Raw genomic sequence first — 23,295 nt, forward strand, 5'->3', positions numbered from 1 at the left:
AGGGTGCTCCGTTTTTTTGTTCCCTGACACACGATGTCCCGCGACTTAATTTTTTACTGTTTTTTGTCGTCACAGCTCGTTGTCTGCCATTTATTTTCTTTACGTAAATTAATAAGTCAAGCGCGAATTCGTTACAAAAATTAAAATGAGCTATCGCTCTGATAAACAAAGGTATTCTGATAAATTTACAGCATCCCCCCTCAACCCAGACCGGGAAATTTGCTGTACAATCGCGTCGTTTGCGTTATTCAATCCAACGTAACGTCTCGCGGGAGAATGGCTTGATCGACCTCGGCTACAATGAACGGCGTCTGCTCGAGATTTTGCGCGGCAAGGGTAGCATGTCCCGTATCGAGCTGGCGCGCGAGATGGACGTGTCGGCACCGACGCTCACGCGTCTGACATCCAGCCTTCTTGAATCCGGCCTCGTCGTCGAGGCTGAGGAAGCACGCAATGACGGCAAGCGCGGTAAACCGTCTACCGCCATCGAGATCAATCCGAACGGCCTTTTCACACTCGGGGTCTACTTTAATCCAGATGACTTGCGGGTCTGCATCGCAGATCTCAATGGCACGATACGGCACGAAGTCAGGTCTGACCTGGAAGACTACAGCTTCGAGCACATCATGGAGACGGCGAAGGCCGCCGCACGCCAGGTGCTTGAAAAAGCAAAGGTCAAAAAAAAGGATGTGCTTGGCTGTGGCATCAGCTTTCCGGGCCACTTCAAACGAGACCGTGGCCATGTCTTCCGCATCAGGCAATTCGAGAGCTGGCATGACATCGATGTCGACAAGGACTTCCAGCCCTATTTCGACTTTCCGGTCTTTCACGAAAATGACGGCAATACCGTTATTCTCTCGGAGCTGTATTACGGCGCAGGCCGAAGCATCCGCAATTTTGCGATGATCTGGCTGACTTACGGCATAGGCGGTGCGGTGGTGGTGCAGCGCCATCTCTATCGCGGGACGAACGGCAATGCGGGTGAGTTTGGCGGTCTGTTTCCAAAATCCCATCCGCGTCCTTCGGGACAGGACCTTTGCGACACGCTGGCCGTTCATGGCATGGATATCAGGCGTTTGAAGGATATCGATGAAAGCTATTCGGATCATCCGGCCGTGGTTGCCTGGCTTGAAAGGGCAACGGACCAGCTTCGCTTGCTCGCACTGACCGTTGCCCGAACGATCGACCCCGGTGCGATCATTTTTGGCGGATCGCTCCCCGACTGGATTCTTGAACATATCGTGCAGCGCATCGGTTCGCTGGAAATGCTGGGCGAGGATTTTTTCGTCGAGCCCCCGGAAATACGCAAATCGATGATGAGTGACCTACCCCATCTCGGCGCCGCCAGCATACCGATCTACCGCGCCACAACGCCGAGCTATTATTCCGGCCGCGCGCTGAAGGGATGGGCTTAGTCGCTGTTAGGCGGCAGCCTTCCTACCCAGTAACGGATTAAGTTGCCGGCTGTCTGCACCTGTGGAGCGAACGCGCCTGTTCCGCCCTCCCTTACGATAATCCGGGTGCCTTCATCGCTATGACAGGCAACTGCTAGAGAAAACCTACCTGCTGCCGGCGTCTGTCCCCATTTGCGCGGGCAAAGATTCCCGGAGCGACACCGTTTCTTTTGCGGAAAGCGGTGCTGAATGCGCTTGCGGATTCATAACCGATTTCCTCCGCGATATGATCGAGGGACTTTACACCGCGCATGAGCGCGTCTCTGGCAAGCGCCATCCGCCAGCGGGCCAGATATTCGATCGGCGCGCAGCCGAGCATTTCATTAAACCGCGCTGCGAAAGCCGAACGCGACATGCCGGCTATACCGGCCAGCTCGGCCACGGTCCAGTTCGCGCGGATATTGGCGTGCACGGCGGACAAGGCGCGGGCAAGCCCGGGCAGCCGCATCCCCTTCACCAGCCCCGCCGGAATTGCCTCGCTGCCCGCGTTTGGCCGACGCAGCACTTCAACCAGCAGAACCTCCAGCATGCGCCTGATGATCAACTCTTTGCCTGCATCCTCGCGCGCGCATTCTTCCGACAGCAACTCGATCAGGCGCGCCAGGCGGGAGGCTCCGCCCTCACCCGCCGGCACATGGATCAAATCCGGCATCAAAGACAGGAGAAGCGCCGAATTGACCCGCTCGAACATAAAGCTTCCGCCCAGCGCGACAAAATCAGGCTCACCGTCCTGTTCCCCATGCCGCACCGCCTGGCCCTGCGGCTCGACCGGAATACATTCGACGTCGATATCGCTGCAAAACGAGAAGGCAGGCGTGGAGGGCAAAAGAAGGAAATCACCGCGCGCTAACCGCAGCGGTTCCCGACCGTCGATCATGACCCAGGCCACACCGGAAAGCACAACGGCAAAACCCGGCGCATCGTAGGCGCGATAACGCACGCCCCATTGACCCCGGCCGGAAATCGGCTTGGAGACGGCGGCGCTGGGTCGCAAAAGGTCGACGATATCGCTGAGAGGATCCATGATTGGACGATCAATAATAAATAATAGCCGTTTGAGCATATATCATCCAATGCCGACCGTCTATCTCCTGCGCATCAACAACGGAGATTTAAGATGACCAACACCACCATCCTCATTACCGGCACGTCGTCGGGTTATGGCAAAGCGATCGCCGAACTGTTCCTCGCACGCGGCTGGAACGTTATTGCGACCATGCGTCGCCCGGGTGCTGCCTGCTTCACCGGCGATACCGGCCGGCTGCGCGTGCTGCCGCTGGATGTGACGGACGATTCGAGCATTGCAGCGGCGATCGAGGCCGCCGGCCCGATCGACGTTTTGGTGAACAATGCCGGCATCGGTATGGTCGGCGCTTTTGAGGCAACGCCGATGTCGGCAATCCGCACGATCTTCGACACCAACAGCTTTGGTGTGATGGCTATGACGCAGGCTGTCATTCCACAGATGAGAAAGCGCCAGTCCGGCACGATCATCAACGTCACGTCCACTGTTACGCTTGCTTCCTTCCCGCTTGCCGCCGCTTATACCGCCAGCAAGCAGGCAATCGAGGGTTTTACCGGTTCCCTCGTGCATGAACTGGCTCATTTCAACATCGGTGTGAAGCTGGTAGAGCCAGGTTATGCCCCGACAACCGGTTTCACGAACAACGCCATCCTGCCACTGGAGCAGCTGCTTCCCGATGATTACGCGGCCTTTGCAAGGCCAGTTCTCGAGGCTTTTGCCACACCGGCTTTGACGACCCGTGAAACCGATGTTGCCGAAGCGGTTTGGGGCGCGGTGCATGACACGTCGGGGCAGCTCCACTTTCCAGCAGGCGCGGACGCCGTTGCTCTGGCCCAGAAAAACTGAAGTTCAGAGGACCGGCGCGGCTGCGTAAGCCGCGCCCAACCATATTTTGCGTCGGCTTATTCGACCACCACCGACAGTGCCGAGCCGGTATAGACCGGCCGCACCTTCACATTGCCCGCATCGATCGTGGCGAATGTACCGATCAAGCCGTTGGCGGAAATCACGTCGAGCCGCGTGCCCGCCGCCGGTGCGGTGCCATCGAAGGTGAGCTTCAGCGTCGCGCCCTCCAGCACCACATTGCCCTTGACGTGCAGCGGCGCCTTTTGCGGATCGAGCGCCAGCGTGCCACCCGACTGCTGATAATCGCCGCCGATGACGACGCCCTTCTCTCCGCCAAGCGAAAGCGTGCCGCCGCTCACCAGCACACCGCCGGTTCCGAGCGCATCGGCGGAGGACGCCACCAGCGTTCCGTCCTTGACGATGGTGCCACCGCTGTAGCTGTTGTCACCGCTAAGCGTCAGCGCGCCACTGCCGGCTTTGACGAGACGCCCTGCCCCGGCAATATCGTTCGTCCAGCGGTCCGCGGCATTAAAACCGCCGGCGGCGGCATCCATCGTCACCTCGACATCGCCGTTAAACGCGCCATAACCACCGGCAGCGGCAACGAGATTGATCCGGCCCCAGCCATTGCTGTCATCGAGTAGCGGATAACCGGCCTCGATGCCGGTGGAGAACAGTACGGCACGCCGCTCTGCGGCATTTAAATAGGGAAGTCGTGTTTCCAACAGAACCTCGGCCCCCTTCGGCACCACCATCGGCGCGTCACCTGCTGCCTTGTCGCGACTGAAGGAAAAGGTCATGCGCCGGCGATAATCAGCACCGTTCTTCGCCGCATCGGCAAAGCGGTCGACGTCAGGCTTTGCACCATGGGCAAAATCGATGAGGGACTGGCCCTGCGGCAGGCGCTTGGCGAAATAAGCCTGCACGGCATCATGCCCGACCTTCTTCACCTCGGCATTTTTCGGGTCCTGTAACATGGCGGCGGCCATGGCGGTGGCGGTGATGCGGCCGCCGATCACGTCGAGTGGCGAATGCATGCCGGCGACGATGCGGCTTTCACCGAGTTCGGAAGCCGCCGTCAGCAATTCGGAAAAACGCTCCGGCACAGCATAGGCATAAGCGATGGCGGCGAGATAGGCGGCATTGGTGTGCCCGCTCGGAAAACCGCCATCCTTGGCGCGGCCGCGATTTTCGCGGGCATATTTCAGCGCCGGCACGATGACACCAGGGTCGCTGTCGTAGCTTTCGAATGAGCGGTCGCCAATCGTTTCCTTGCCGGTCTCGATCACCTCACCCTTGTCATTCATGCGCCAGGGCCTTGGTGTGGAATAGAAATATTTCGCCGGCGATGTCGTACCCTCAGGGCCACGGATTACCTTCATGAAAGCGACGAAATCCTTCAGCTCGCTATCCGCCGCACCGGCCTCGGTGCCCTTGTCGTCTTCCTTGCGGGTGATGACCTCGTTCGGGTCGAAATCGGCAAGCGTATGATTGATCGTCGTCGTCGCACCCGCCCCTTCGCGATACCAGTCGGCAAGCGGGCCCATGCCGTCGATGACGCTGTAACCCTGCGAGCGGCGGTCGTTCATATAGGCTTCGAAGGCAGCCGCGCGGGTGCGGTTGTCGCCGGTTACGGACAGCACGTAACGCATGTTTTCCTGCCAGACGGCGGGATCGACGATCTTCACATGGCTGAAATCCGCCGGACCATCACCATTGGCGCCGCCATCGGCCCATTTTTCATCGCCGAGGGTCCAGATGCGGTTGAAACCGGAGAGGATTTCGATGATCGGATTGTCCCGGTCGTCATAGGCGCGAACGTCCTCGACTTTGGCATTCTTGCCCGTCTGGTTGCGGTAATTGTCGACAAGCGGCAGCGGATAGGACGCGACAGGCTCCGGAACCGCGATGGCATAACCCTTGCCCGCCGGCCCGTTGCTATCGAATGCCGCAGCGCCTTGAACAAAAAGCAGCAATGCGGCCGAGGCAAGCATGGTCGAGCGCGCAGACGGAAAAGACAACATATTCAATTTGGCCATGACGAATCCTATGATTTTAAGCGAACGAAAGCAGGCGACGCGGTTTTCCGCGCGCCTCGTCACCAGGTTTAAACGGCGCTTATTTCAGTTTTTCGATTGGGCTGATCGAGGCAGCGATATCCGCTCGCAAGGAGGGGATGGATATGCCCGGAGGCTGGCTCCGGGCATGGTCTTCGATGGCTGCATTCTTCCGGCAATGCCGGATAATTGCCGATTATTTCTTGACCGTAACGGCCTCGTTGATCTTGGCGACATCGTCTTCCAGAACCTTGTAGGTCTGGTCGAGCGTCAGTTCGCCGACGATCAACTGGCTCATGCGCTGCACGATCTGCTGATACATGGCGCTGCCGCCCTTGGCGCGCTCGAATTCGCGGGCGGCCTGCGGCACGTTCTTCTTGTTGTCGAGGAAGACCTGCATCGCCGCCTTGGCGTTTTCGCTTTTCAGCTTGTATTGCGGGTCGGCGATCTCCGCACCCGTCAAGATGACGTAGTTTTCAGCAATTTCCCGCTGCACCTTCTCGGAGCCGAGGAATTCGATGAAATGGGCCACATCCTCAGGATATTTGGTGCGCTTGAAACCGACGATCGCGGTGCCGCCTGGCATGGCGTAGCAGCCGGCATCGCCGCAGGGGGCATTGATCGCGGTCCACTCGAAGGTATCGCCGATCTTGTTCTGGAACGGATTGACCATCCAGTTGCCAGCCAGATAGGTCACGACATTGCCGTTGACGAACTCGTCACCCATGTTCTTGTACTGCGAACCACCGGCGGCACCCCACATTTCCTTGGGGAAGCTGCCGTTCTGCGTCCATGAAAAGAGATCAGCGATATATTTCTTCGCCGCGTCGTCAGGGAAGCTGAACTTGCCGTCCTTCACATAGGTCGAGCCATAGGAGAATGCGCCGCCGGAAAAACGGTGGCCGGAACGGTCCATGGTGAAGGGGATCTGCACGCCCGTCGCCTTGGCGACACGGGCGGATGCCTCGACGATCTCGCTGAATTTCGCGGTCGGGCCGGGCAAGGGTTCGCCGGCCTGCTCAAACAGCGTCTTGTTGACGAAGGGTAGATTCAGCGTCTGCGACGCCATATAGCCGTTGATCGACTTCGGATCGTTGACATTGGGCAGGCGTAGCTGGTCGAGGCTTGCACCGTGCAGTTTCGCGAAGGCTTCCGCATCCTTCATGTAAGGCCGCATGTCGAGATAGTAGGGCGCCAGCTGCCAGTCGGTGATCTTGGCGATATCAGGGCCCTCGCCCACCGCCAGCTGCACCGGCAGCTGCTTGGAAACCGCGTCATAACCCGACGATACAAAATTGATCTTCACATCGGGATTGGCTGCCTCGAACTCCTTGCTGAGCGCGGCCATGCGCTGCACGTAGCCCTGATCGTCATCCGTAAAAAGAAACGTGATCGTGCGGGTCTCGGCCTGGGCAGCTGCCAGACTGGCGACGGAGGCTAATACAAGGGCGCTGACCCCCGAAAACAATTTCATCATGCTCATCCTCCCAATGAAAACATTTTCACAAATCGAACAAAAGCTCCTCTGCCAAATTCGATTTATAATGTTTTGCGGCTTGACAGAATAAACGTCAAGCTGTTTGTTTTGCGTAATTCGCACAAATCGACGCGGAAAAGCGAAGTTCGGTTTGTGAAAATAATTTCATTATCGGTCGACGGGAGGCGATCCATATGACGGATGCAGCATTAGCGGCGAGCGCCTCGCAGCCGACCTATAGCGTCGCCAACGGCGAGACGGTGACGGCATGGATCGTCTCGGATCTGGTGGAGACATCGTTTCCGGGCACGCCGGCACCGGCAGAGGATCGGGTCAATTACCGCTTCATCAACGGTTTCGTTGATGTGGGTGACCTGCCCTGCCGCAAGGCTTTCCAGCAGACCATGATCGGCCGTGACATCAAGCCTGATACGGACTGGCCGGTATCACATCTCAACCTGCCGGGTTCCAACCGCCGCGTTGAATTTACCGGCTTCTGGCATGTTCCCACCCATGTGCAGCGCTGGCTGAAAGGCACCTTCCGCAGCGATGCGGCAAGGCAGGCGCATTTGCGGCTTCGCACCTGCGGCGGCGTGCGCATCTGGGTGAACGGCGTCGAACAGCTGCGCTTCGAACCCTTCATCCGTAATGTCGAAAGCAGCCGCGATATCACACTTGATCTGGCGGCCGGCGACAATGAGGTGCTGCTGCTCTGCGAAGATCTTGCGGAGCGCGACATCATCTGGTTCTTCGAGCTTGAGGTCATCGATGCCGTGCCGCTGACCGTGGTGCTGCCGGTCCCTCTCAATCGCGAGGAGACGAAACGTCTGGCCGCACTGGTGCGTGACGTGCACCTCGCCCGCGACGTATTTTCCGGCAGCGCCCTCGAGCTTGTCTTCGGCGCGGCACCCACGAGCGACCTGCCGGTGCATATCGCAGTCAAAAGCCATGGCCATGAGCGCGCCGCACTCGCCGATGTCGAGACCGTACTGAAGGCCGGGCAATCCTCGCTGACGATCCCCGAGACGATTGGCATTGCCGACGGGTATCACGGCGTCAGGATCACCCTCGGATCGGGAGCCGGCACCGTCACCCGCGTCATCGACGCCGCCTTCATGCGCGATATCGCGCCGGAAGCGTCCGCTGGCGACATAAGCGCGCGAAAAAAGGCGGCCCTCTTCTTCAGCGCCCGTTTCGGCGCCTGGCGCATCGGCCGCGCGCTCGCCATGGTCGCGACCGGCAGCGATGACATCAAGACGATCGGTGGCATCGTTGACGCGACGCTGCACTCCATCGACCGGCGCGAAGACTGCTCCGACTTCATCATGATCCCGCTGCTCTGGCTGGTGCGCGCCTATGGTGACCGGCTGCCGGCGGATATGCGGGCGCGCATCGATGCCTCGATCCTCGGCTATCGCTACTGGGTGGACGAGCCGGGCAATGACGTCATGTGGTTCTGGAGCGAAAACCACGTCCTCTGCTTCCATACCAGCCAGTTGCTCGCCGGCGACTATCTGCCAGACGCCACCTTCACCGCCTCTGGCCGTACCGGACGCGAACAGGCGGCGCTGGCGGCGGACCGGCTGGGGCGCTGGTTCGACAGCGTCGAGGCGCATGGCCTCGCGGAGTGGAATTCGGCCGCCTATTACCCCGTGGATTTCATTGGCCTGCTGGCCATCGAACATTGGGCGGGGCCGGAACTTGCCGCCCGCGCGCGCCACCAACTTGATCTCATTTTCGAAATGATCGCGCTGCATACACTCGGCGGCGTTCCCTCGGGTTCTCAAGGGCGAGCCTATAACAAGGAGTTGCGCGCGGGACCGCTGACGGAGCTGGCGCCCTTTGCCGAGGTCGCCTTCGGCAAGGGCTGGCTCAACAACGGCGTCGCCTCGCTACCGATGTTCTGCTGCGGCGACTACCTGCCGCCGGCGCATCTTGCCGCCCTCTCCCAGCTGGAAACCGGCCGCATGGTCGAGGCGCGGTATGCGCAGGGGCTGGAGCCCGGCAAGCTTGTGCTGTTCAAGAACGAGGCCGCCCAGCTTTCCACCGTTGTCGACCACAAGACCGGCCGCAAGGGCCACCAGCAGCATGTCATGGACATCAAGCTTGCCGGCCATCCGATGGCGCGGCTCTGGGTCAATCATCCCGGTGAAGACGATCCATGGGGCACGCAGCGCCCTTCCTATTGGGCGGGAAGCGGCATCCTGCCGCGTGTGGCGCAGCATCGCGATATCGCAATGCTGATTTTCGATACCGGGGATCACCGCAATGACTGGACCCATGCCTATCTCGGCCGCGACGGGCTGGACGAGGTAGTGATGCAGGGCAACTGGCTCATCACCCGTTCGGGCCGCGGTTTCGCGGCGCTTTACGCCACGAACGGACTTGAACCCGTCACCTCTGGCGCCACTGCCAACCGCGAGATCAGATCGCCCGGACGCCGGGCCGGCTGGATCGGCGTCATTGGCTGCGGCGACGGGCAGGCCTTCGCCGGCTTCCGCGAGAAAATCCTCGCCACACAGGTCACCTTTAATGCCGAAAGCCGACTGCTCTCGGTCACGCCGCCGGGCGGGCCGGAACTCACTCTCAGCTGGGACGGCAGCTTCACCATCGGCGGACAGGCCATGGCCTTTGACCATGACCAACCGCAACCGAAAATCACCTTCGACAGCGCCGATCCCACCTCGGACAGCGCGGCACGCCCCTTTTACTCCTAAGCGGAATGACCAGATGAACCAGCCAAGCATGGAAAAAGACACTCTCCGGACGACCATCGACAATGTCGCCGCCGCCTTCAGTCGCCTCAAGGGCATTCAGGAAGGTCTGGTCAGTGGCGGTTCCGATGGCAAGATCCAGTTCGACGAATGGGACTGGGAAGTGGGCGTGGGCCTTTACGGCTTCCTGCGCCGGGCGTTCGCCGCCAATGACCAGAAGGCATTGGACGACCTCGTGACATGGTACGGCTGGCAGATCGACCGTGGCCTGTCGCCGCGCCAGATCAACAGTTCCGCGCCGATGCTGCCGCTCGTCATCTTGACGGAACATGTCGACCGGCCGGATTTCCGCGCACTGGTGGAAGACTGGGCCGACTGGCTGGTGCATGAATTGCCCAAAACCGAAGATGGCGGTTTCCAGCATGTCGTCAAGGAGCGGCTGAACGAGGGCGAATTATGGGACGACACGCTGTTCATGGCCTGTCTGTTCCTCGCCCGCGCTGGTGTGGTCTGTAAACGCCAGGACTGGATCGATGAAGCCGTCTACCAGTTCATGATCCATGCGCGGTATCTCTCCGACCCCGTCACCGGGCTCTGGTATCACGGCTGGACCTTCAACGGCCGGCACAATTTCGCGGACGCCTTCTGGGCGCGTGGCAATTCCTGGATCACCGTCGCCATTCCCGAGCTCTTCGAGCTGGTGCCGACACTTGCCGGAAAGGACAAACTTTTCCTCGCCAATGTGCTTTCAAGCCAGGTGCGGTCGCTGAGAAAATATCAGCGTGAAGACGGCATGTTCCATACGCTGCTCGATGACCCGACTTCGCCGGTCGAGACATCGGCAACCGCCGGCATCGCCTATGGCATTCTGCGCGGCATCGAAGCCGGCATTCTAGGCGAAGAAAACCGGCCGCATGCGGAGCGCGCACTGAAGGCGGTGCTCGGCAATATCGATGACGAAGGTGTCGTTCACGGTGTCTCCGACGGCACGCCGATGGGACACGACCTCGATTTCTACCGCCGCATCCCCAATCTGCCCACGCCCTATGGGCAGGCGCTGACGATGCTGCTTCTGATCGACGTTTTTCTGAAAAGGCCAAAGGCATCGTGAATATCATGAACACCAGTCAGGACATCACAGTTGCAGCAGGTGGCGTTGATGCCACGGCGGCCATCCAACAGGCTATCGACACCGTATCATCAGCAGGCGGCGGGCGCGTGTCTCTCTCGGCCGGGCGTCATGTCAGCGCCGGTCTCCATCTCAAAAGCGGCGTGGAACTGCACCTTGCCGAAGATGCCGTGCTTGCTCCCGTTTCGGATTACGACGCTTACGCGCTGACCCGGGTTTCGGTGATTGCCGAAGACTCCGATCGCGGCATGATCATCGCGAACGGCGCAAGCAATATTGCCGTTACCGGGCCCGGCCGTATCGAGGCCGGCGGTGAAAACTTCATCATCGGCGATGACGCGGCCATGGGAACCTATGTCCCGGCGAAAAAACGCCCGCGCGTGATGGTGCTGGAAGCTTGCCGCAACGTGCGCCTCGAAAACCTGAACGTCAGCGGCTCACCCATGTGGACGCTGCACATGGTAAATTGCGAGGACCTCCATTTCCGCAACCTGCGCATCGAAAACGACCGCCGCCTGCCCAATACGGACGGCATCGTGCTGGACGCCTGCCGGCGCGCGCTGATAGAGGACTGCTTTATCTCAACTGCCGATGACGGCATATGCCTCAAAACCAGCGCCGGGCCGGATGGCAAGGCGGTGGGGGTCTGCGCCGACATCACTGTGCGCGGCTGCACCGTCTCCAGCATGAGCTGCGCGCTGAAACTCGGCACGGAGTCCTTCGGCGATTTCACCAATGTGGTGTTCGAGGATTGCAAGGTCGTGCAGTCCAATCGCGGCATGGGTCTTTTCTCTCGCGATGGCGGCGCGATGCGCAACATCCGCTTTTCGCGGATCGAGACCGAGTGCCACGAGACACCGGGCGGATTCTGGGGCTCGGGTGAAGCGGTCACCGTCACCGTCGTCGACCGCCGTCCCGAACGGCAGGCCGGCCGGGTGGAAAACCTCGTGGTGGAAGATCTAGGCGGCTCCATGGAAGGGGCGATCAACCTCGTCTCCACCTCAAAGGCGGGCATTCATAATGTCAGGCTGGAGCGCATCACGCTTGCGCAGCAGCCAGGCATGCTCGGCACCGGCCTGCAATATGACCTGCGCCCCACCAATGCCGACATAGCGCCAAGTGCCGATGCGGCCGGCCGCGCCAATGCCTGGACACAGGATGCGCAGGGCCGGATTGTCGGCATGGAGGATTATCCCGGCGGCATGCCGGCGATCTATCTTTCCGGCGTTCACGGATTTTCGGCTGATAATGTCGCCATCAAAAGAGCGATGCCCTTGCCCGAGGGCTGGAATACCAAAGAGATCGTCGCGACGACGGGCTCTGATGAAGGGAGCATGTGATGGGAAGTCTGAAACTCGAAAACCTCAACAAGGCGTTCGGCGCCGTTCATGTGCTGCATGATATCGATCTTCAGATCGAAAACGGTGAGTTCGTCGTTTTCGTCGGCCCCTCAGGCTGCGGAAAATCGACGCTGCTGCGCATCATCGCCGGGCTTGAGGACGTTTCCTCCGGCACCATCGGCATTGGCGGGCGCGATGTCAGCGCGCTGTCGCCGGCTGAGCGCAAGATCGCCATGGTATTCCAGTCCTACGCGCTTTATCCGCATATGAGCGTGCGCAAGAACCTTGCCTTCGGTCTGGAAAACCTGCGCTTCAAGCGGGCCGAAATCGAAAGCCGCATCAATGAGGCGGCGCGTATGCTCGCCATCGAGCCCTATCTCGACCGCAAGCCGAAACAGCTTTCCGGCGGCCAGCGCCAGCGTGTCGCCATCGGCCGTGCCATCGTGCGCGAGCCTGACATTTTCCTGTTCGATGAGCCGCTCTCGAACCTTGATGCGGCACTGCGCGTGCAGACCCGCGCCGAAATCACGCGGCTGCACCGCGATATCAAGACAACGATGATCTATGTCACCCACGATCAGGTGGAAGCCATGACCATGGCCGACAAGATCGTGGTGCTGCGCGCCGGGCGCATCGAGCAGGTGGGCAGCCCGCTCGAGCTTTTCGACAATCCGCGCAACCTCTTCGTTGCCGGTTTCCTCGGTTCACCGCGCATGAACATGCTGAAGGGCACCATCACCAAGGGCGAGGACGGCAACATCGCCATCGACGCCGGCTACGGCGTGTCTCTGCCCTGCCTCGTCGACCCCGCGACCGTCAGTCCCGGACAGGCGGTTCTGGCGGGCATCCGCCCCTCGCATTTCGCCATCACGGATGCCGGTCTGCCCTTCGAGGTGCAATATCACGAAAGCCTCGGCACCGAGACCTATCTTTACGGCAATCTCCAGGGTGAGAAAGAGCAGATCATCGTGCATCAGGCGGGCCATTTCGCGCCCGCCTCCGGCTCCGTTCTGAAGATCATGCCGGCACGGGAAAAAGTGCATGTCTTCGATCCCGCCACCGAACTGGCGCTGCCGCGCGCCGCGAGCTAAGGGAGAGGTTAGCATGGCCAATCCGACGCTTGCGAGACTGTCCGACCGTGCGCTCGATGCCGTGATGGCGATTGCCGAAGTGCCGCTCAACTTCATCGAGCGGCTGATCGGCAAAAGGCGCATGCCCTATATTTTCCTGATGCCGAACCTTGTTCTGTTCGGCATCTTCACCTTCCTGCCGATTGCGATTGCCGTCGGTTACGCCTTTACCGGCGGCACCGAACTTCTGATCTCCGACCGCCCCTTTGTCGGCTTGGAGAATTTCGGAAAACTGCTGGATTGCCAGAGCTACATGGACCCCGGAAGCTGCCGGGAATCGCTGTTCTGGACAGCAATCTGGAACACGCTGTGGTTCGTCGCCTTCAATGTCGTCGCCACGCTGCTGGTGGCACTCATCACCGCACTCATTCTCAACAGGGCGATCGCCGCGCGCGGTTTCTTCCGCGCCATGTTCTTTTACCCCGTGCTGCTATCGCCCGTCGTCATCGGCCTCATCTGGAAATGGTTTCTGGACCGCAACGGCCTGCTTAACGCCTTCTTCCAGATGCTGGGCGTGCCGCCGGAAATCTTCCTGCTGGATGTCGGCTGGTCGCGCTTTTTCGTGGTCGTCGTTTCGGTCTGGTTCCATATGGGCTTTTATACGCTCATCCTGCTCGCCGGCCTTCAGGCCATCCCCAAGGACCTCTATGAAGCTGCCGCCATCGATGCCGCGTCGCCCCGGCGCACGCTGTTGCGCATCACCCTGCCGCTTCTCGGCCCCAACCTGCTTGTCGTGCTCATTCTCCTGATGATCCGCTCCGTGCAAATCTTTGATGAAGCGTGGGTGCTGACCAATGGCGGCGGACCGGGCACGGCCAATACATTCGTCGTGCAATATATCTACCAGATGGCCTTCGGCAGCGATCTGAGGCTGTTTGGCCTTGCATCCGCCGCATCGGTTCTCATGGGCCTTGTGCTTCTCGCACTCACTCTCGTGCAGTTGCGCCTCGGCAAAAAGATGGAGTCCTGACCATGTCCAACGCCGTCGCGTTCCTCACACGCACCCGCCGCCCCGGCAGGATCGGCCTTACCGATATCCTCTCCTGGGTCTGGCTCATCGGCGGCACGCTCGCCGTCCTCATTCCGGTCGTGTGGGCCGCCATGTCATCGCTGAAACCGGAAGCCGAAATCACCAGGTTTCCGCCGAGCCTTCTGCCGCGCGCCGCCGTGCAGGTGGAGGTTCAGGGTTACGACAAGCCGCTCAGCCTGTGGAAAGCCACCATCAATGACGTGGAGCGGGAAATGGCCATGGTCCGCCGCGTCGGCCTGAAAGCCCAGATGGTCGATCCGGCCAATCCCGGTCCGCCCGTCAGCGTCGATACCCGCGAAATAAAGCCGGTTCAGAAACTAACCATCGCAACGGAGAACTTCACCGATCCCCTGACGCAGTTCAGCTTCCTGACCTTCCTCAAGAACTCTGTCTTCGTCACCTTCGTCGCAACGGTCCTGACGCTGATCGTCAATGCCATGGCGGCCTTTGCGCTCTCGAAGTACCGTTTCCGCGGCGAAAAGGCGATCTTCGTGCTGATCATCTCCACCCTGATGATCCCGCTCACCGTCGTCATGGTGCCGGCCTATCTCGTCATCGTCGGTGTCGGCCTCGTCGATAATCTCTGGGGCGTCATCATCCCCACCGTCGCGACGCCGACGGGCGTGTTCCTGCTCAGGCAATATATGCTGACCATCCCCGACGAGCTGATCGAGGCCGCGCGAGTGGATGCTGCCAGCGAATTCCGCATCTTCTGGCGCATCATCCTGCCGCTGACGGCACCGGCACTTGCGGTCCTCGCGATCTTCTCGGTTTTGTGGCGCTGGAACGATTTCCTCTGGCCGCTGATCGTTCTCAGCAGCCGCGAAAACTTCACGCTGCAGGTGGGGCTGAACGCTTTCCAGGGCGAGTTCTCGGTGCAATGGCACTATATTCTCGCCATGACCTTCCTCAGCCTGGCACCCGTCACCGTCGTGTTCCTGTTCCTGCAGCGTTACATCACGACAGGCATTGCCGGCACTGGCATGAAGTAATCCCTGACATCACCTGGGGGGCGGCGCGATGCTGCCCCTCAACACCAGCCGACAACCAAGTTCCAGCCGATGCGCCGGACGTGTCGGATCGGCTGCCAACAGCCGCTGCTCCAGCAGCGCAAGCGCCGCACCGCCCAGCCGGTCGGCCGGCAGCTGGATGGTGCTGAGCGGCGGCGCGCTGAAGGCTGCCGGCATGATATCGTCGAAACCCAGCACTGACACATCATCGGGAACTCGGATTCCAGCCTCCGTCAGCGCCTTCAGACAGCCGAGCGCCAGATTGTCAGCGGCACAGAAGATTGCCGTTGCTTTTCGAAGCGGGCGTTCTTCGGCCAGCAGCCGGCGAATGGCAGCCTCGCCCCATTGCGGCTCATAGCTTTCCACCTCGACAACCATATCCGAAGGCACGGCAAGGCCCGCCGCGAGATAGGCGTCGCTGTAACCATCATAACGACGGCGGATCGTCGTGCGCCCCTTCCAGGTGATATGCAGGATATTGCGATGCCCGAGCGACAGCAGATGCTCGATGCCGAGCCGCGCGCCAAACCGGTTTTCCGCCGTCACCGTATCGACGATCATGGCCGGGTCTTCGCCATTGATGAGCACCACCGGTCGGCCAAGCGCCGACAGCGCCTCGACCAGTTGCGGCCTGTCATCATTGAGAACCACGATCCCATCGACATTGTCGCCATCAGCTGCCGCCGCCACGGCGACCGGATCAATCCGGCTCGTTGCACTGACATAGGGAACGATGCGAATGCCGCGCCGCTCGCATTCGCGCCGAAAACCGTTCAGCATCGTCCAGCTGACCATGTTGAGGTCACTCTGCGGGGCTGCATCATTGGTCATAGCCAGAAGCACGACGCGCAGGGTCGCGATGGTTGCCTTCTGCCGGCGGTTTTCGAGATAGCCAAGCGTGCGTGCCGCCTCCAGCACCCTCTCGCGAACCTGCGTGGTCAAGGGGGCGGTGCCGTTGATGGCATGAGAAGCCGTGCTCAGCGAAACATTCGCCTCCCGCGCCACGTCCTTAAGCGTCGTTTTCCTATCCGCTTTCATATAGGGAGAATTCAACCACTCTTCTTCGCACAGTGCGGGCAGAAAGCCTGCCCACGCAGTCGATCTGAAGAATACCCGTGCCTGTTCGCTGCTCACTCGTTACCGGAAGACTACAGCAACATCCGTAAATGCGGAATTGATTTCTTTAGGTTTTTACCGATCAATAAAGCGCCGCCCGCAGCAATCCACAGGCGGCGGCGCTATCAGAGTGCATGGACGATATGGCCGATGCTGTCCCTCACGGCAACGGCGGGGTCTTTCAGCTCGTGCACCTCAGTCGCAAATGGCTCGAAGCTGTAGGGCCCCTTGTAACCGGCCGCCTCCAGCGTCCTGATCTGAGCGATATTCTCCAGCCGATCGTCGCCATCCACCAGAACACGGTGGGCGTCCAGCATGTCGGCGACCGAGACGGCGGGGTCGGTAACACCGGAAATGTGGACGAGGCCGGTGCGTTCGGGGAAGAACTCGGTCTCGCCCGCGAGGTGATGGTGAAAGGTGTCATGCACCAGCTTATAGACATCACCGCCGCCGGCCGCATCGATTGCCCTCACGGCCTCCGCCTTTGTGCGCAGCGAGGAAACCGGGAAGCCGAGCGGCTCGACAAGGCCGGTCAGGCCGCGTTCCTCGAGGATCGGCTTCATGGTCTTCAGCGCCGTAACGAGATCGTCAAAAGAGACGGCCGTGCCGTCATTGAGCGGGCACATGACCAGCGCCTTCGCGCCGCTTGCCGCCGCATAATCGGCCATGGCGACAGCCCGCGCAGGCAAGTCGCCCGACCAGACATTGAAAGGATAAAGCGCGTTGATCGAGATGATCGTCACGCCAGCCTTTTCGGCCGCCGCCTTCACCGCGACCGCATCCGTCGTGCCGACGATATCAGGCAGGTCGTTGCGGATTTCGACTTCAGTGAGACCGAGTTCGCGGGCGGTTGCGAAGAACTGCTCGAGGGAAAGCTTCGGGGCGGTAATGTGGTTGATGGCAAAACGCATGAAAGACCTCACTGGTAAAGAGCAGGACGGGCTGGCAGATCGATGGCGACGGCCGCCCCTTGTGTTTCCTGCGCGGCCACGCAGGCGTCGGAGGTGATGGCGGCCACATAGCCGTCCCAGGAATTGGGACCCGAGGCCGTGCCCTTCGCTGCGGCGTGAATGAAATCCTGCAATTCGACATCGTAGCTGGCGATAAAGCGGTCTTTCCAGTCGGTCAGAATATCGTTCTGCAGCCTGGCGCCAAGGCGCGTCTGCACCGACATCGGCTCGGGCAGGCTGGCAATGCCGTCCTCACCCACCACCTGGCACTGGATATCGTAGCCATAATGGCAATTGACGAAGATTTCGACGTCGATGATCGTGCCCTTGGCGGTTTCCAGAATGACGATCTGCGGGTCCTTCAGCCTCGCGTGGCTGCGGGCGGCGGAACGGGGGAAAAGAACGCGGGCGGAAACATAGTCATCGTCGAGCAGCCAACGCAGCACGTCGATCTCATGGATCATTGTGTCGTGGATCGCCATCGGCGTCACATATTGCTCCGGAACCGTGGGGTTGCGATGAGCGGCATGCACGATGATCGGCGCGCCGATCCTGTTGTCCACGGCCTGTTTCAGCGCCATGTAACCGGCATCATATCGCCGCATGAAACCCACCTGAACCAGCCGTTTGCCATGCGCCACTTCGGCATCGACGATGCGTCTTGCGCCTTCGGCCGTCGTCGCCAGCGGCTTTTCGCAGAAGCACGGCTTCCCGGCTGCGATGGCCGCTAGCACATATTGCTCATGGGTTGCGCCCCATGAGGTGACGAGCACGGCGTCCACGTCAGGCGATGCGATCAGCTCCTCACCGGTGGCGAAGATGGCGGCATCCGGGGCGATGTCGTTTTTGACCGCATCGGCCGAGGCGCGGTTGACGTCACTTAGCGCAACGATCTTCGCGCCGCCCAGAACCTTGTTGATACGGCGGGCGTGATCACGCCCGATTGCGCCGGTGCCGACGACACCAATTTTCACAGTCATCTGAAAACCTCATTTCCAGTATTTGGCGACGTATCGCCGGGTTTCGCTGAGCATGAACCGCGCGCTGTCATCGACACGGTCTTCCCAGGCAAAGACGCAGTTCGACAGCACGCCATCGAATTTCATGTCGGCAAGCGTTGCGAAGAACGTCTCCCAGTCGATCTCGCCCTGGCCGAAATCCGTGTGCTGATGCACCCGGACCTTGGAACCGGGCGGATTGACGATGTAACGCAGCTGCGACGACTTGTTATGGTCGTAGGTATCGGCAAGGCGCACATGCACCAGATGACCCTCGGTCGCGCGCAGGTTCGCCACCATGTCCGGCCCGTAAAAGAACGTGTGCGGTGCGATGAAGGAGGCCTTTACCGCCTTGGAATTGATGGTCTTGATGATGTCGATGGCCGGCGCGATCTCCTCGATCCAGTCTTCGGGATGGGCCTCCAGTGACAGCACCAGCCCTTCCCGCTCGAGGATCGGCACCAGAATATCCATGGCGCGGAAGAACTGCGCCTCGCAGGTTTCCGGGCGATGCAGGCCGGAACGGTCGTTGAGGCTGCGCTCCGGCGAGCCGCCACGGCCGAATTCCGAAACGAACATCGGGCATTCCATCTCAATGGCAATCTCGATGGCGCGTTTCCAGTTATCTATCGCCACGTCCCATTCGTCCGGGTAGGGGCTTGCCCAGCGATACATCGGCTGCAGCGTGGCAAGGCCGACACCATGGTCCTTCAACGCCTTTTTGAATTCAGCGACCCGTTCAGGATAGACCTTCGGCCGTGTCCACCAGGAAAGGAAATCCGGGCGCGGCGAAAGTTCGACGTAATCATAACCGAGGTCTGCGACCTTGCGGCAGGTTTCGGCCAGGGAGAGGTGCCGGAACATGTGGGGATCGAGCGTATGTTTCATGGCTATTTCCAGTGGAGTGATAAACGGACCGGGGCCGAGGCCCCGGGGCTTATTTCGCGTAGGCGGACATGTTTTCCGGGGTGACGAGTTCGAAAGGCACCCAGAGCGTCTTTTCCGTGCTTTGCCCGGCAGCGGCCTTCACCGCCGTCTGGACGGAGACCTCACCCTGCTTCGTCGCATTCTGGTAGACGGTGATATCGAGATCGTCGGCCTGCATGGCGGCAAGACCGTCAGGTGTGGCGTCGATGCCGGCAATGACGACATCCTTCATGGACACGCCCGCTGCTTTGAGCGCCTGCGCTGCACCTATCGCCATTTCATCATTATTGGCGATGACGGCATCGAACTGAATACCCGCCGTCAACCAGGATGAAACGAGGTCCTGCGCCTGCGTGCGGCTCCAGTTCGCCGTCTGCTTTTCGAGGATTTCGATCTTGCATTCCGGTTTGGAAAATACCGTTTCGACATCCTTGGTACGCACCAGCGCCGCGTGATTTTCCAATGGCCCCATCAGGATGACGGCCTTGCCCTTGCCGCCCATCAGCTTGCAGGCGGCTTCTGCCTCCATGGTGCCGGAATCGAGTTCGTTGGAACCGACAAAGGCCGTGCCATCAGGCAGGCCGGTCTCCAGTTCGGCCGGCGGATGGTTCACATAAACCAGCGGAATTTTCGCAGCAGAGGCGGCTTTGGTGATTGCGGCAGTCGCATCGCCATCCACGGCATTGACGATGATCGCATCGATACCATTGGCGATGAAATTCTGTACCTGATTGAGCTGCTTCGACGGATCAAGCTGGGCATCCTCAACCAGAAGCTCGATATTTTTATCGCGCCCGGCCTCGGCTTTGATGCCGTTGAGCAAGATCGTCAGAAATGGGTTGTCGAAAGACGTCATCGAGACTGCGATGCGCGTCTCGGCAAGAGCCGGTGTCGCGAAAATGCAGAGTGCCGTCGCCATCAGTAATTTTTTCAAGGTTTCCTCCCACGGAAATCGCCGTTGGTTGCTTCAGTTTATGTCGCCGGAGCCGGCCATCCTGCCGGTCTGGGCCAACGCACCCGTTGCCAGCATGGCGGCGAAAGCTGCAATTGCGAAATGTCTTTTCATGTCGTTCTCCTCCACAACCCTTGAAAAGAACCGGTTGCGCACTCCCGCGCATTTCGCGCTGTCATGGCTTTCCGGCAAAGCTGCCCCTTCGCCGCAAAGGAAAATCCGCGGCGTCAAGCAACCCTGAAATAATCTAGTCTCGTGAAGGTCGGCCTCCTGCCCGCTCCACAGGCGGCCAAGATTTCCTAGTCCGGTCGCGGCGTCAACGCGTCAGCAGCACGCAAAACCATCAAGAATGATAGAAACAGGCGCCGGGTGTATGATGGAATCTATCAAACCATCACAGGCTCTCAGGAACCCACAGATGCGCGGGCACAAAACGCTGGCCCGGCGTTTCCGCCATGCCATGTTCGATGGTGTGAACCATGGTGGCCAGAAGGTCGGCGCAGAGTTCACGCAGCGGGGTCTGGAAGACGCCGCTGATGCGCCGTTCAAGCAGCGCCTGACGGGATTCAGGCGTGAGTTCATTGACCAGACAGACGATGTTTTCCTGCCGGTTTTCCTGCTGCAGGGCCTCGATCACCCCCTCCATGCCACCGCCGACGCAATAGATGCCGACGAGATCCCGGTGCTTGGCGATGGTGTCCATGACCAGCTCATAGGTCAGCCGGCGTGTTTCCAGCGTGATCAACGCGTCCATCACCTCGAATTCCGGCGCATATTCGCGCATGTAGCTGCGAAATCCTGTCTCACGCAGGGAATGGCCGTGGAAACGGTGGCCGCCGAGGAGAAGAAGCACCTTGCCCCTGCTGCGCGCCAGCTGCGAGATCATCCACGCCGCCGTGCGTCCGATCTTCATGTTATTGGCACCGAGATAGGCTTCCCGCACACCCTGGGCGAAATCGGAGAGCAGCGAAAACGTCGGTATACCGTTGGCCTTCAGCGCTTCGACGGCAGCCGTGACATCGTGATGGTCCGGCCCCGTAGCGGCAACCGCCTGCACGCGGCCCTTCATGCCAGTCAGCAGCGCCGCCAGTTCGCCCGGCTCACCGGACTGGGCGAATTCGATGCGCAAGGTGAGGTGGCGATCCCGGATGTTGCGCGCCGCAAGCTCCAGCTCGTCGGCAAAGCTCTGGTAAAAGGCATGCCGTTCCTTGCGCAGAATGATGCCGAGACTGTAGGACGGCATATCGGCCAGCATGCGCTGGCGAATGATGTTGGCGGCATGAAAGCCGATCTTCTCCGCCGCCTCGAACACCCGCCGCGCGGTTTCCTCACGCACGGGCAGGCGACCATTCAGCACCCGGTCAACGGTGGCGACGCTGACGCCGGCGGCTTTTGCGACATCTGTGATGGTCGGACGCTTCATGTTGGCTCCCGCAGGCGGAAAGATTCCTGTCATGTCTTGCAGAACATGTCATGGATGATGATGGAATCCAACATGGGCGAAGGGATATGGCAGGGAGCGTGATGGCAGGGATGCCGACCCGCCACCTGAACGGCTCCTGTTTTAATAGTCCACCATGACCAGTCCCCCCAATGCCTCCTCCCCCTCATCTCTGTGCTTGTCACAGAGATCCAGCCAGCCCAAGTCCTTGGGCTGAGAGAACTCTTTTCGCCGCGCAGACGCGCGCCGGCTGGACTCCTGTGACGAGCACAGGAATGAGGAGGAATGGGGTTGGGGTGGGCTGCACTGGAATGGGCCAAGACGAGAAAATCGCCGTCTGAGTGGCCCAAATAGCCACAATCGCGCGGAATGAAACTGCGGCAGCGGTATTCATGGCCTTTTACAGTGGCACTCATACCTTTTCACAGCAGTATCCCTACCGCCTCACGATGGCATTCGCCCCGTATTACGATACCGAATGGCGCTGATCTCGTCAGACCCGCTCCAGCGCCACGGCAATACCCTGCCCGACACCGATGCACATGGTGGCGAGCGCAAGCCGCCTGCCGGTGAGCGAAAGCTCAAGTGCCGCCGTCCCGGCAATGCGCGCACCCGACATGCCGAGCGGATGGCCAAGCGCGATCGCACCGCCATTGGCATTCACCCGCGCATCGTCGTCGGCAATGCCGAGCTGGCGCAGCGTCGCAAGACCCTGGCTGGCGAAGGCCTCGTTCAGCTCGATCACGTCGAGCTGTTCCTGCTTCAACCCGAGCCGTGCCAAAAGCTTGGCCGAGGCCGGCGCCGGACCGATGCCCATGACGCGCGGCGGCACGCCGGCGGTGGCCCCGCCGAGAATGCGGGCAATCGGTGTCAGACCATATTTTCTCGCCGCTTCCGCTGAAGCGATGATGAGCGCGGCCGCGCCATCATTGACGCCGGATGCATTGCCCGCCGTTACCGTCGCGCTATCGCGCTTGTTCACCGGCTTCAGCTTCGCCAGCGCTTCGAGACTGGTCGCCCGCGGATGTTCGTCACTGGAGATAACAACCGGATCGCCCTTACGCTGCGGGATCGTCACCGGGACGATTTCCTTGGCGAGACGGCCGTTGGCCTGAGCATCAGCCGCCTTCTGCTGGCTGCGCACCGCAAAAGCATCCTGATCCTCCCGCGAGACCTGATAGTCGACCGCGACATTGTCGCCCGTTTCGGGCATGGAATCGACGCCATATTGTGCCTTCATCAGCGGGTTGACGAAACGCCAGCCGATGGTGGTATCGTAGATTTCGGCATTGCGCGAAAAGGCGCTTTCCGCCTTCGGCAGAACGAAGGGCGCGCGGCTCATGCTTTCCACGCCGCCGGCGATCATCAGTTCCGCCTCGCCCGATTTGACGGCGCGGGCGGCTGCGATGACGGCGTCCATGCCCGAGCCGCACAGCCGGTTGATCGTCGTTCCGGTCACTGAAACCGGCAGGCCGGCAAGCAGCAGCGACATGCGCGCCACATTGCGGTTGTCCTCACCCGCCTGGTTGGCGCAGCCGAAGATCACATCCTCGACGGCTTCCCAATCGACGGAAGTATTGCGTTCCATCAGCGCCTTCAGCGGCACCGCGCCGAGATCGTCGGCCCGCACGGAGGAGAGCGCGCCGCCGAAGCGGCCGATGGGCGTGCGGATATAATCGCAGATATAGGCTTCGGTCATG

The 23,295-nt window shown here is 60.5% G+C and carries 18 protein-coding genes; 8 read left to right on the forward strand and 10 right to left on the reverse strand.

Annotated elements, in window-relative coordinates; all coding sequences use genetic code 11:
- Nucleotides 1-281: 281 nt before the first annotated feature.
- Nucleotides 282-1,415 carry an ROK family transcriptional regulator gene (locus tag GSF67_RS16135; protein WP_128822086.1) on the forward strand — a complete coding sequence of 378 codons (1,134 nt, stop codon included), beginning with the start codon at nt 282-284 and terminating at the stop codon, nt 1,413-1,415.
- A 133-nt stretch (nt 1,416-1,548) separates the two neighbouring features.
- On the opposite strand, the gene GSF67_RS16140 is transcribed toward GSF67_RS16135, so the two are convergent.
- Nucleotides 1,549-2,478, reverse strand: a complete 930-nt coding sequence (locus GSF67_RS16140) for an AraC family transcriptional regulator (RefSeq protein ID WP_006316504.1) — start codon at nt 2,476-2,478, stop codon at nt 1,549-1,551.
- Between the two features lie 93 nt (nt 2,479-2,571).
- On the opposite strand from GSF67_RS16140, the gene GSF67_RS16145 reads away from it, so the two are divergent.
- On the forward strand, nt 2,572-3,324 hold the full coding sequence (locus tag GSF67_RS16145) for an SDR family oxidoreductase (RefSeq protein ID WP_006316507.1): 753 nt from the start codon (nt 2,572-2,574) through the stop codon (nt 3,322-3,324).
- Between the two features lie 56 nt (nt 3,325-3,380).
- Here GSF67_RS16145 and GSF67_RS26265 read toward each other — a convergent pair whose 3' ends face one another.
- Nucleotides 3,381-5,363: a phosphatase PAP2 family protein gene (locus GSF67_RS26265; protein WP_035216879.1), complete on the reverse strand. Its 1,983-nt coding sequence runs from the start codon at nt 5,361-5,363 to the stop codon at nt 3,381-3,383.
- Nucleotides 5,364-5,577: 214 nt separating this feature from the next.
- On the reverse strand, nt 5,578-6,858 hold the full coding sequence (locus tag GSF67_RS16155; protein WP_006316511.1) for an ABC transporter substrate-binding protein: 1,281 nt from the start codon (nt 6,856-6,858) through the stop codon (nt 5,578-5,580).
- Between the two features lie 194 nt (nt 6,859-7,052).
- On the opposite strand from GSF67_RS16155, the gene GSF67_RS16160 reads away from it, so the two are divergent.
- The 6 genes from GSF67_RS16160 to GSF67_RS16185 are packed head-to-tail and all read left to right on the forward strand — an operon-like array spanning nt 7,053 to nt 15,193.
- A complete protein-coding gene (locus GSF67_RS16160) occupies nt 7,053-9,575 on the forward strand; it encodes a hypothetical protein (RefSeq protein WP_006316513.1) in 2,523 nt (840 codons plus the stop codon).
- A gap of 13 nt (nt 9,576-9,588) precedes the next feature.
- Nucleotides 9,589-10,683: a glycoside hydrolase family 88 protein gene (locus GSF67_RS16165; RefSeq protein WP_176072043.1), complete on the forward strand. Its 1,095-nt coding sequence runs from the start codon at nt 9,589-9,591 to the stop codon at nt 10,681-10,683.
- Between the two features lie 5 nt (nt 10,684-10,688).
- Nucleotides 10,689-12,041 carry a glycoside hydrolase family 28 protein gene (locus GSF67_RS16170; protein ID WP_035216880.1) on the forward strand — a complete coding sequence of 451 codons (1,353 nt, stop codon included), beginning with the start codon at nt 10,689-10,691 and terminating at the stop codon, nt 12,039-12,041.
- On the forward strand, nt 12,041-13,132 hold the full coding sequence (locus GSF67_RS16175; protein ID WP_006316518.1) for an ABC transporter ATP-binding protein: 1,092 nt from the start codon (nt 12,041-12,043) through the stop codon (nt 13,130-13,132). Before GSF67_RS16170 ends, GSF67_RS16175 begins: the two co-directional genes overlap by 1 nt.
- Nucleotides 13,133-13,145: 13 nt before the next feature.
- Nucleotides 13,146-14,141 carry a carbohydrate ABC transporter permease gene (locus GSF67_RS16180; protein ID WP_006316520.1) on the forward strand — a complete coding sequence of 332 codons (996 nt, stop codon included), beginning with the start codon at nt 13,146-13,148 and terminating at the stop codon, nt 14,139-14,141.
- 2 nt (nt 14,142-14,143) lie between these two features.
- On the forward strand, nt 14,144-15,193 hold the full coding sequence (locus tag GSF67_RS16185) for a carbohydrate ABC transporter permease (protein WP_006316522.1): 1,050 nt from the start codon (nt 14,144-14,146) through the stop codon (nt 15,191-15,193).
- A gap of 9 nt (nt 15,194-15,202) precedes the next feature.
- Here the strand turns inward: GSF67_RS16185 and GSF67_RS16190 are convergent, their stop codons facing one another.
- From GSF67_RS16190 to pcaF, 7 genes are all read right to left on the reverse strand, one after another.
- Entirely contained in the window at nt 15,203-16,249 is a 1,047-nt protein-coding gene (locus tag GSF67_RS16190) for a LacI family DNA-binding transcriptional regulator (RefSeq protein WP_176072044.1), read from the reverse strand.
- Nucleotides 16,250-16,452: 203 nt separating this feature from the next.
- Nucleotides 16,453-17,238, reverse strand: a complete 786-nt coding sequence (locus GSF67_RS16195; RefSeq protein WP_006316526.1) for a TIM barrel protein — start codon at nt 17,236-17,238, stop codon at nt 16,453-16,455.
- An 8-nt stretch (nt 17,239-17,246) separates the two neighbouring features.
- The gene (locus GSF67_RS16200) at nt 17,247-18,257 is read right to left on the reverse strand and encodes a Gfo/Idh/MocA family protein (protein WP_006316528.1); all 1,011 of its coding nucleotides are present in this window, start codon (nt 18,255-18,257) and stop codon (nt 17,247-17,249) included.
- Between the two features lie 9 nt (nt 18,258-18,266).
- Nucleotides 18,267-19,163, reverse strand: a complete 897-nt coding sequence (locus GSF67_RS16205) for a sugar phosphate isomerase/epimerase family protein (RefSeq protein ID WP_006316530.1) — start codon at nt 19,161-19,163, stop codon at nt 18,267-18,269.
- A 49-nt stretch (nt 19,164-19,212) separates the two neighbouring features.
- The gene (locus GSF67_RS16210) at nt 19,213-20,121 is read right to left on the reverse strand and encodes a substrate-binding domain-containing protein (protein WP_035216862.1); all 909 of its coding nucleotides are present in this window, start codon (nt 20,119-20,121) and stop codon (nt 19,213-19,215) included.
- 427 nt (nt 20,122-20,548) lie between these two features.
- On the reverse strand, nt 20,549-21,577 hold the full coding sequence (locus GSF67_RS16215; RefSeq protein ID WP_035216866.1) for a LacI family DNA-binding transcriptional regulator: 1,029 nt from the start codon (nt 21,575-21,577) through the stop codon (nt 20,549-20,551).
- A 511-nt stretch (nt 21,578-22,088) separates the two neighbouring features.
- Nucleotides 22,089-23,294, reverse strand: coding sequence for a 3-oxoadipyl-CoA thiolase (pcaF, locus tag GSF67_RS16220; protein WP_006316538.1), 1,206 nt, complete (start codon nt 23,292-23,294; stop codon nt 22,089-22,091).
- Nucleotide 23,295 lies beyond the last annotated feature (1 nt).

It is taken from the genome of Agrobacterium sp. CGMCC 11546 (assembly GCF_013365515.1).
GTDB lineage: Bacteria > Pseudomonadota > Alphaproteobacteria > Rhizobiales > Rhizobiaceae > Agrobacterium > Agrobacterium fabrum.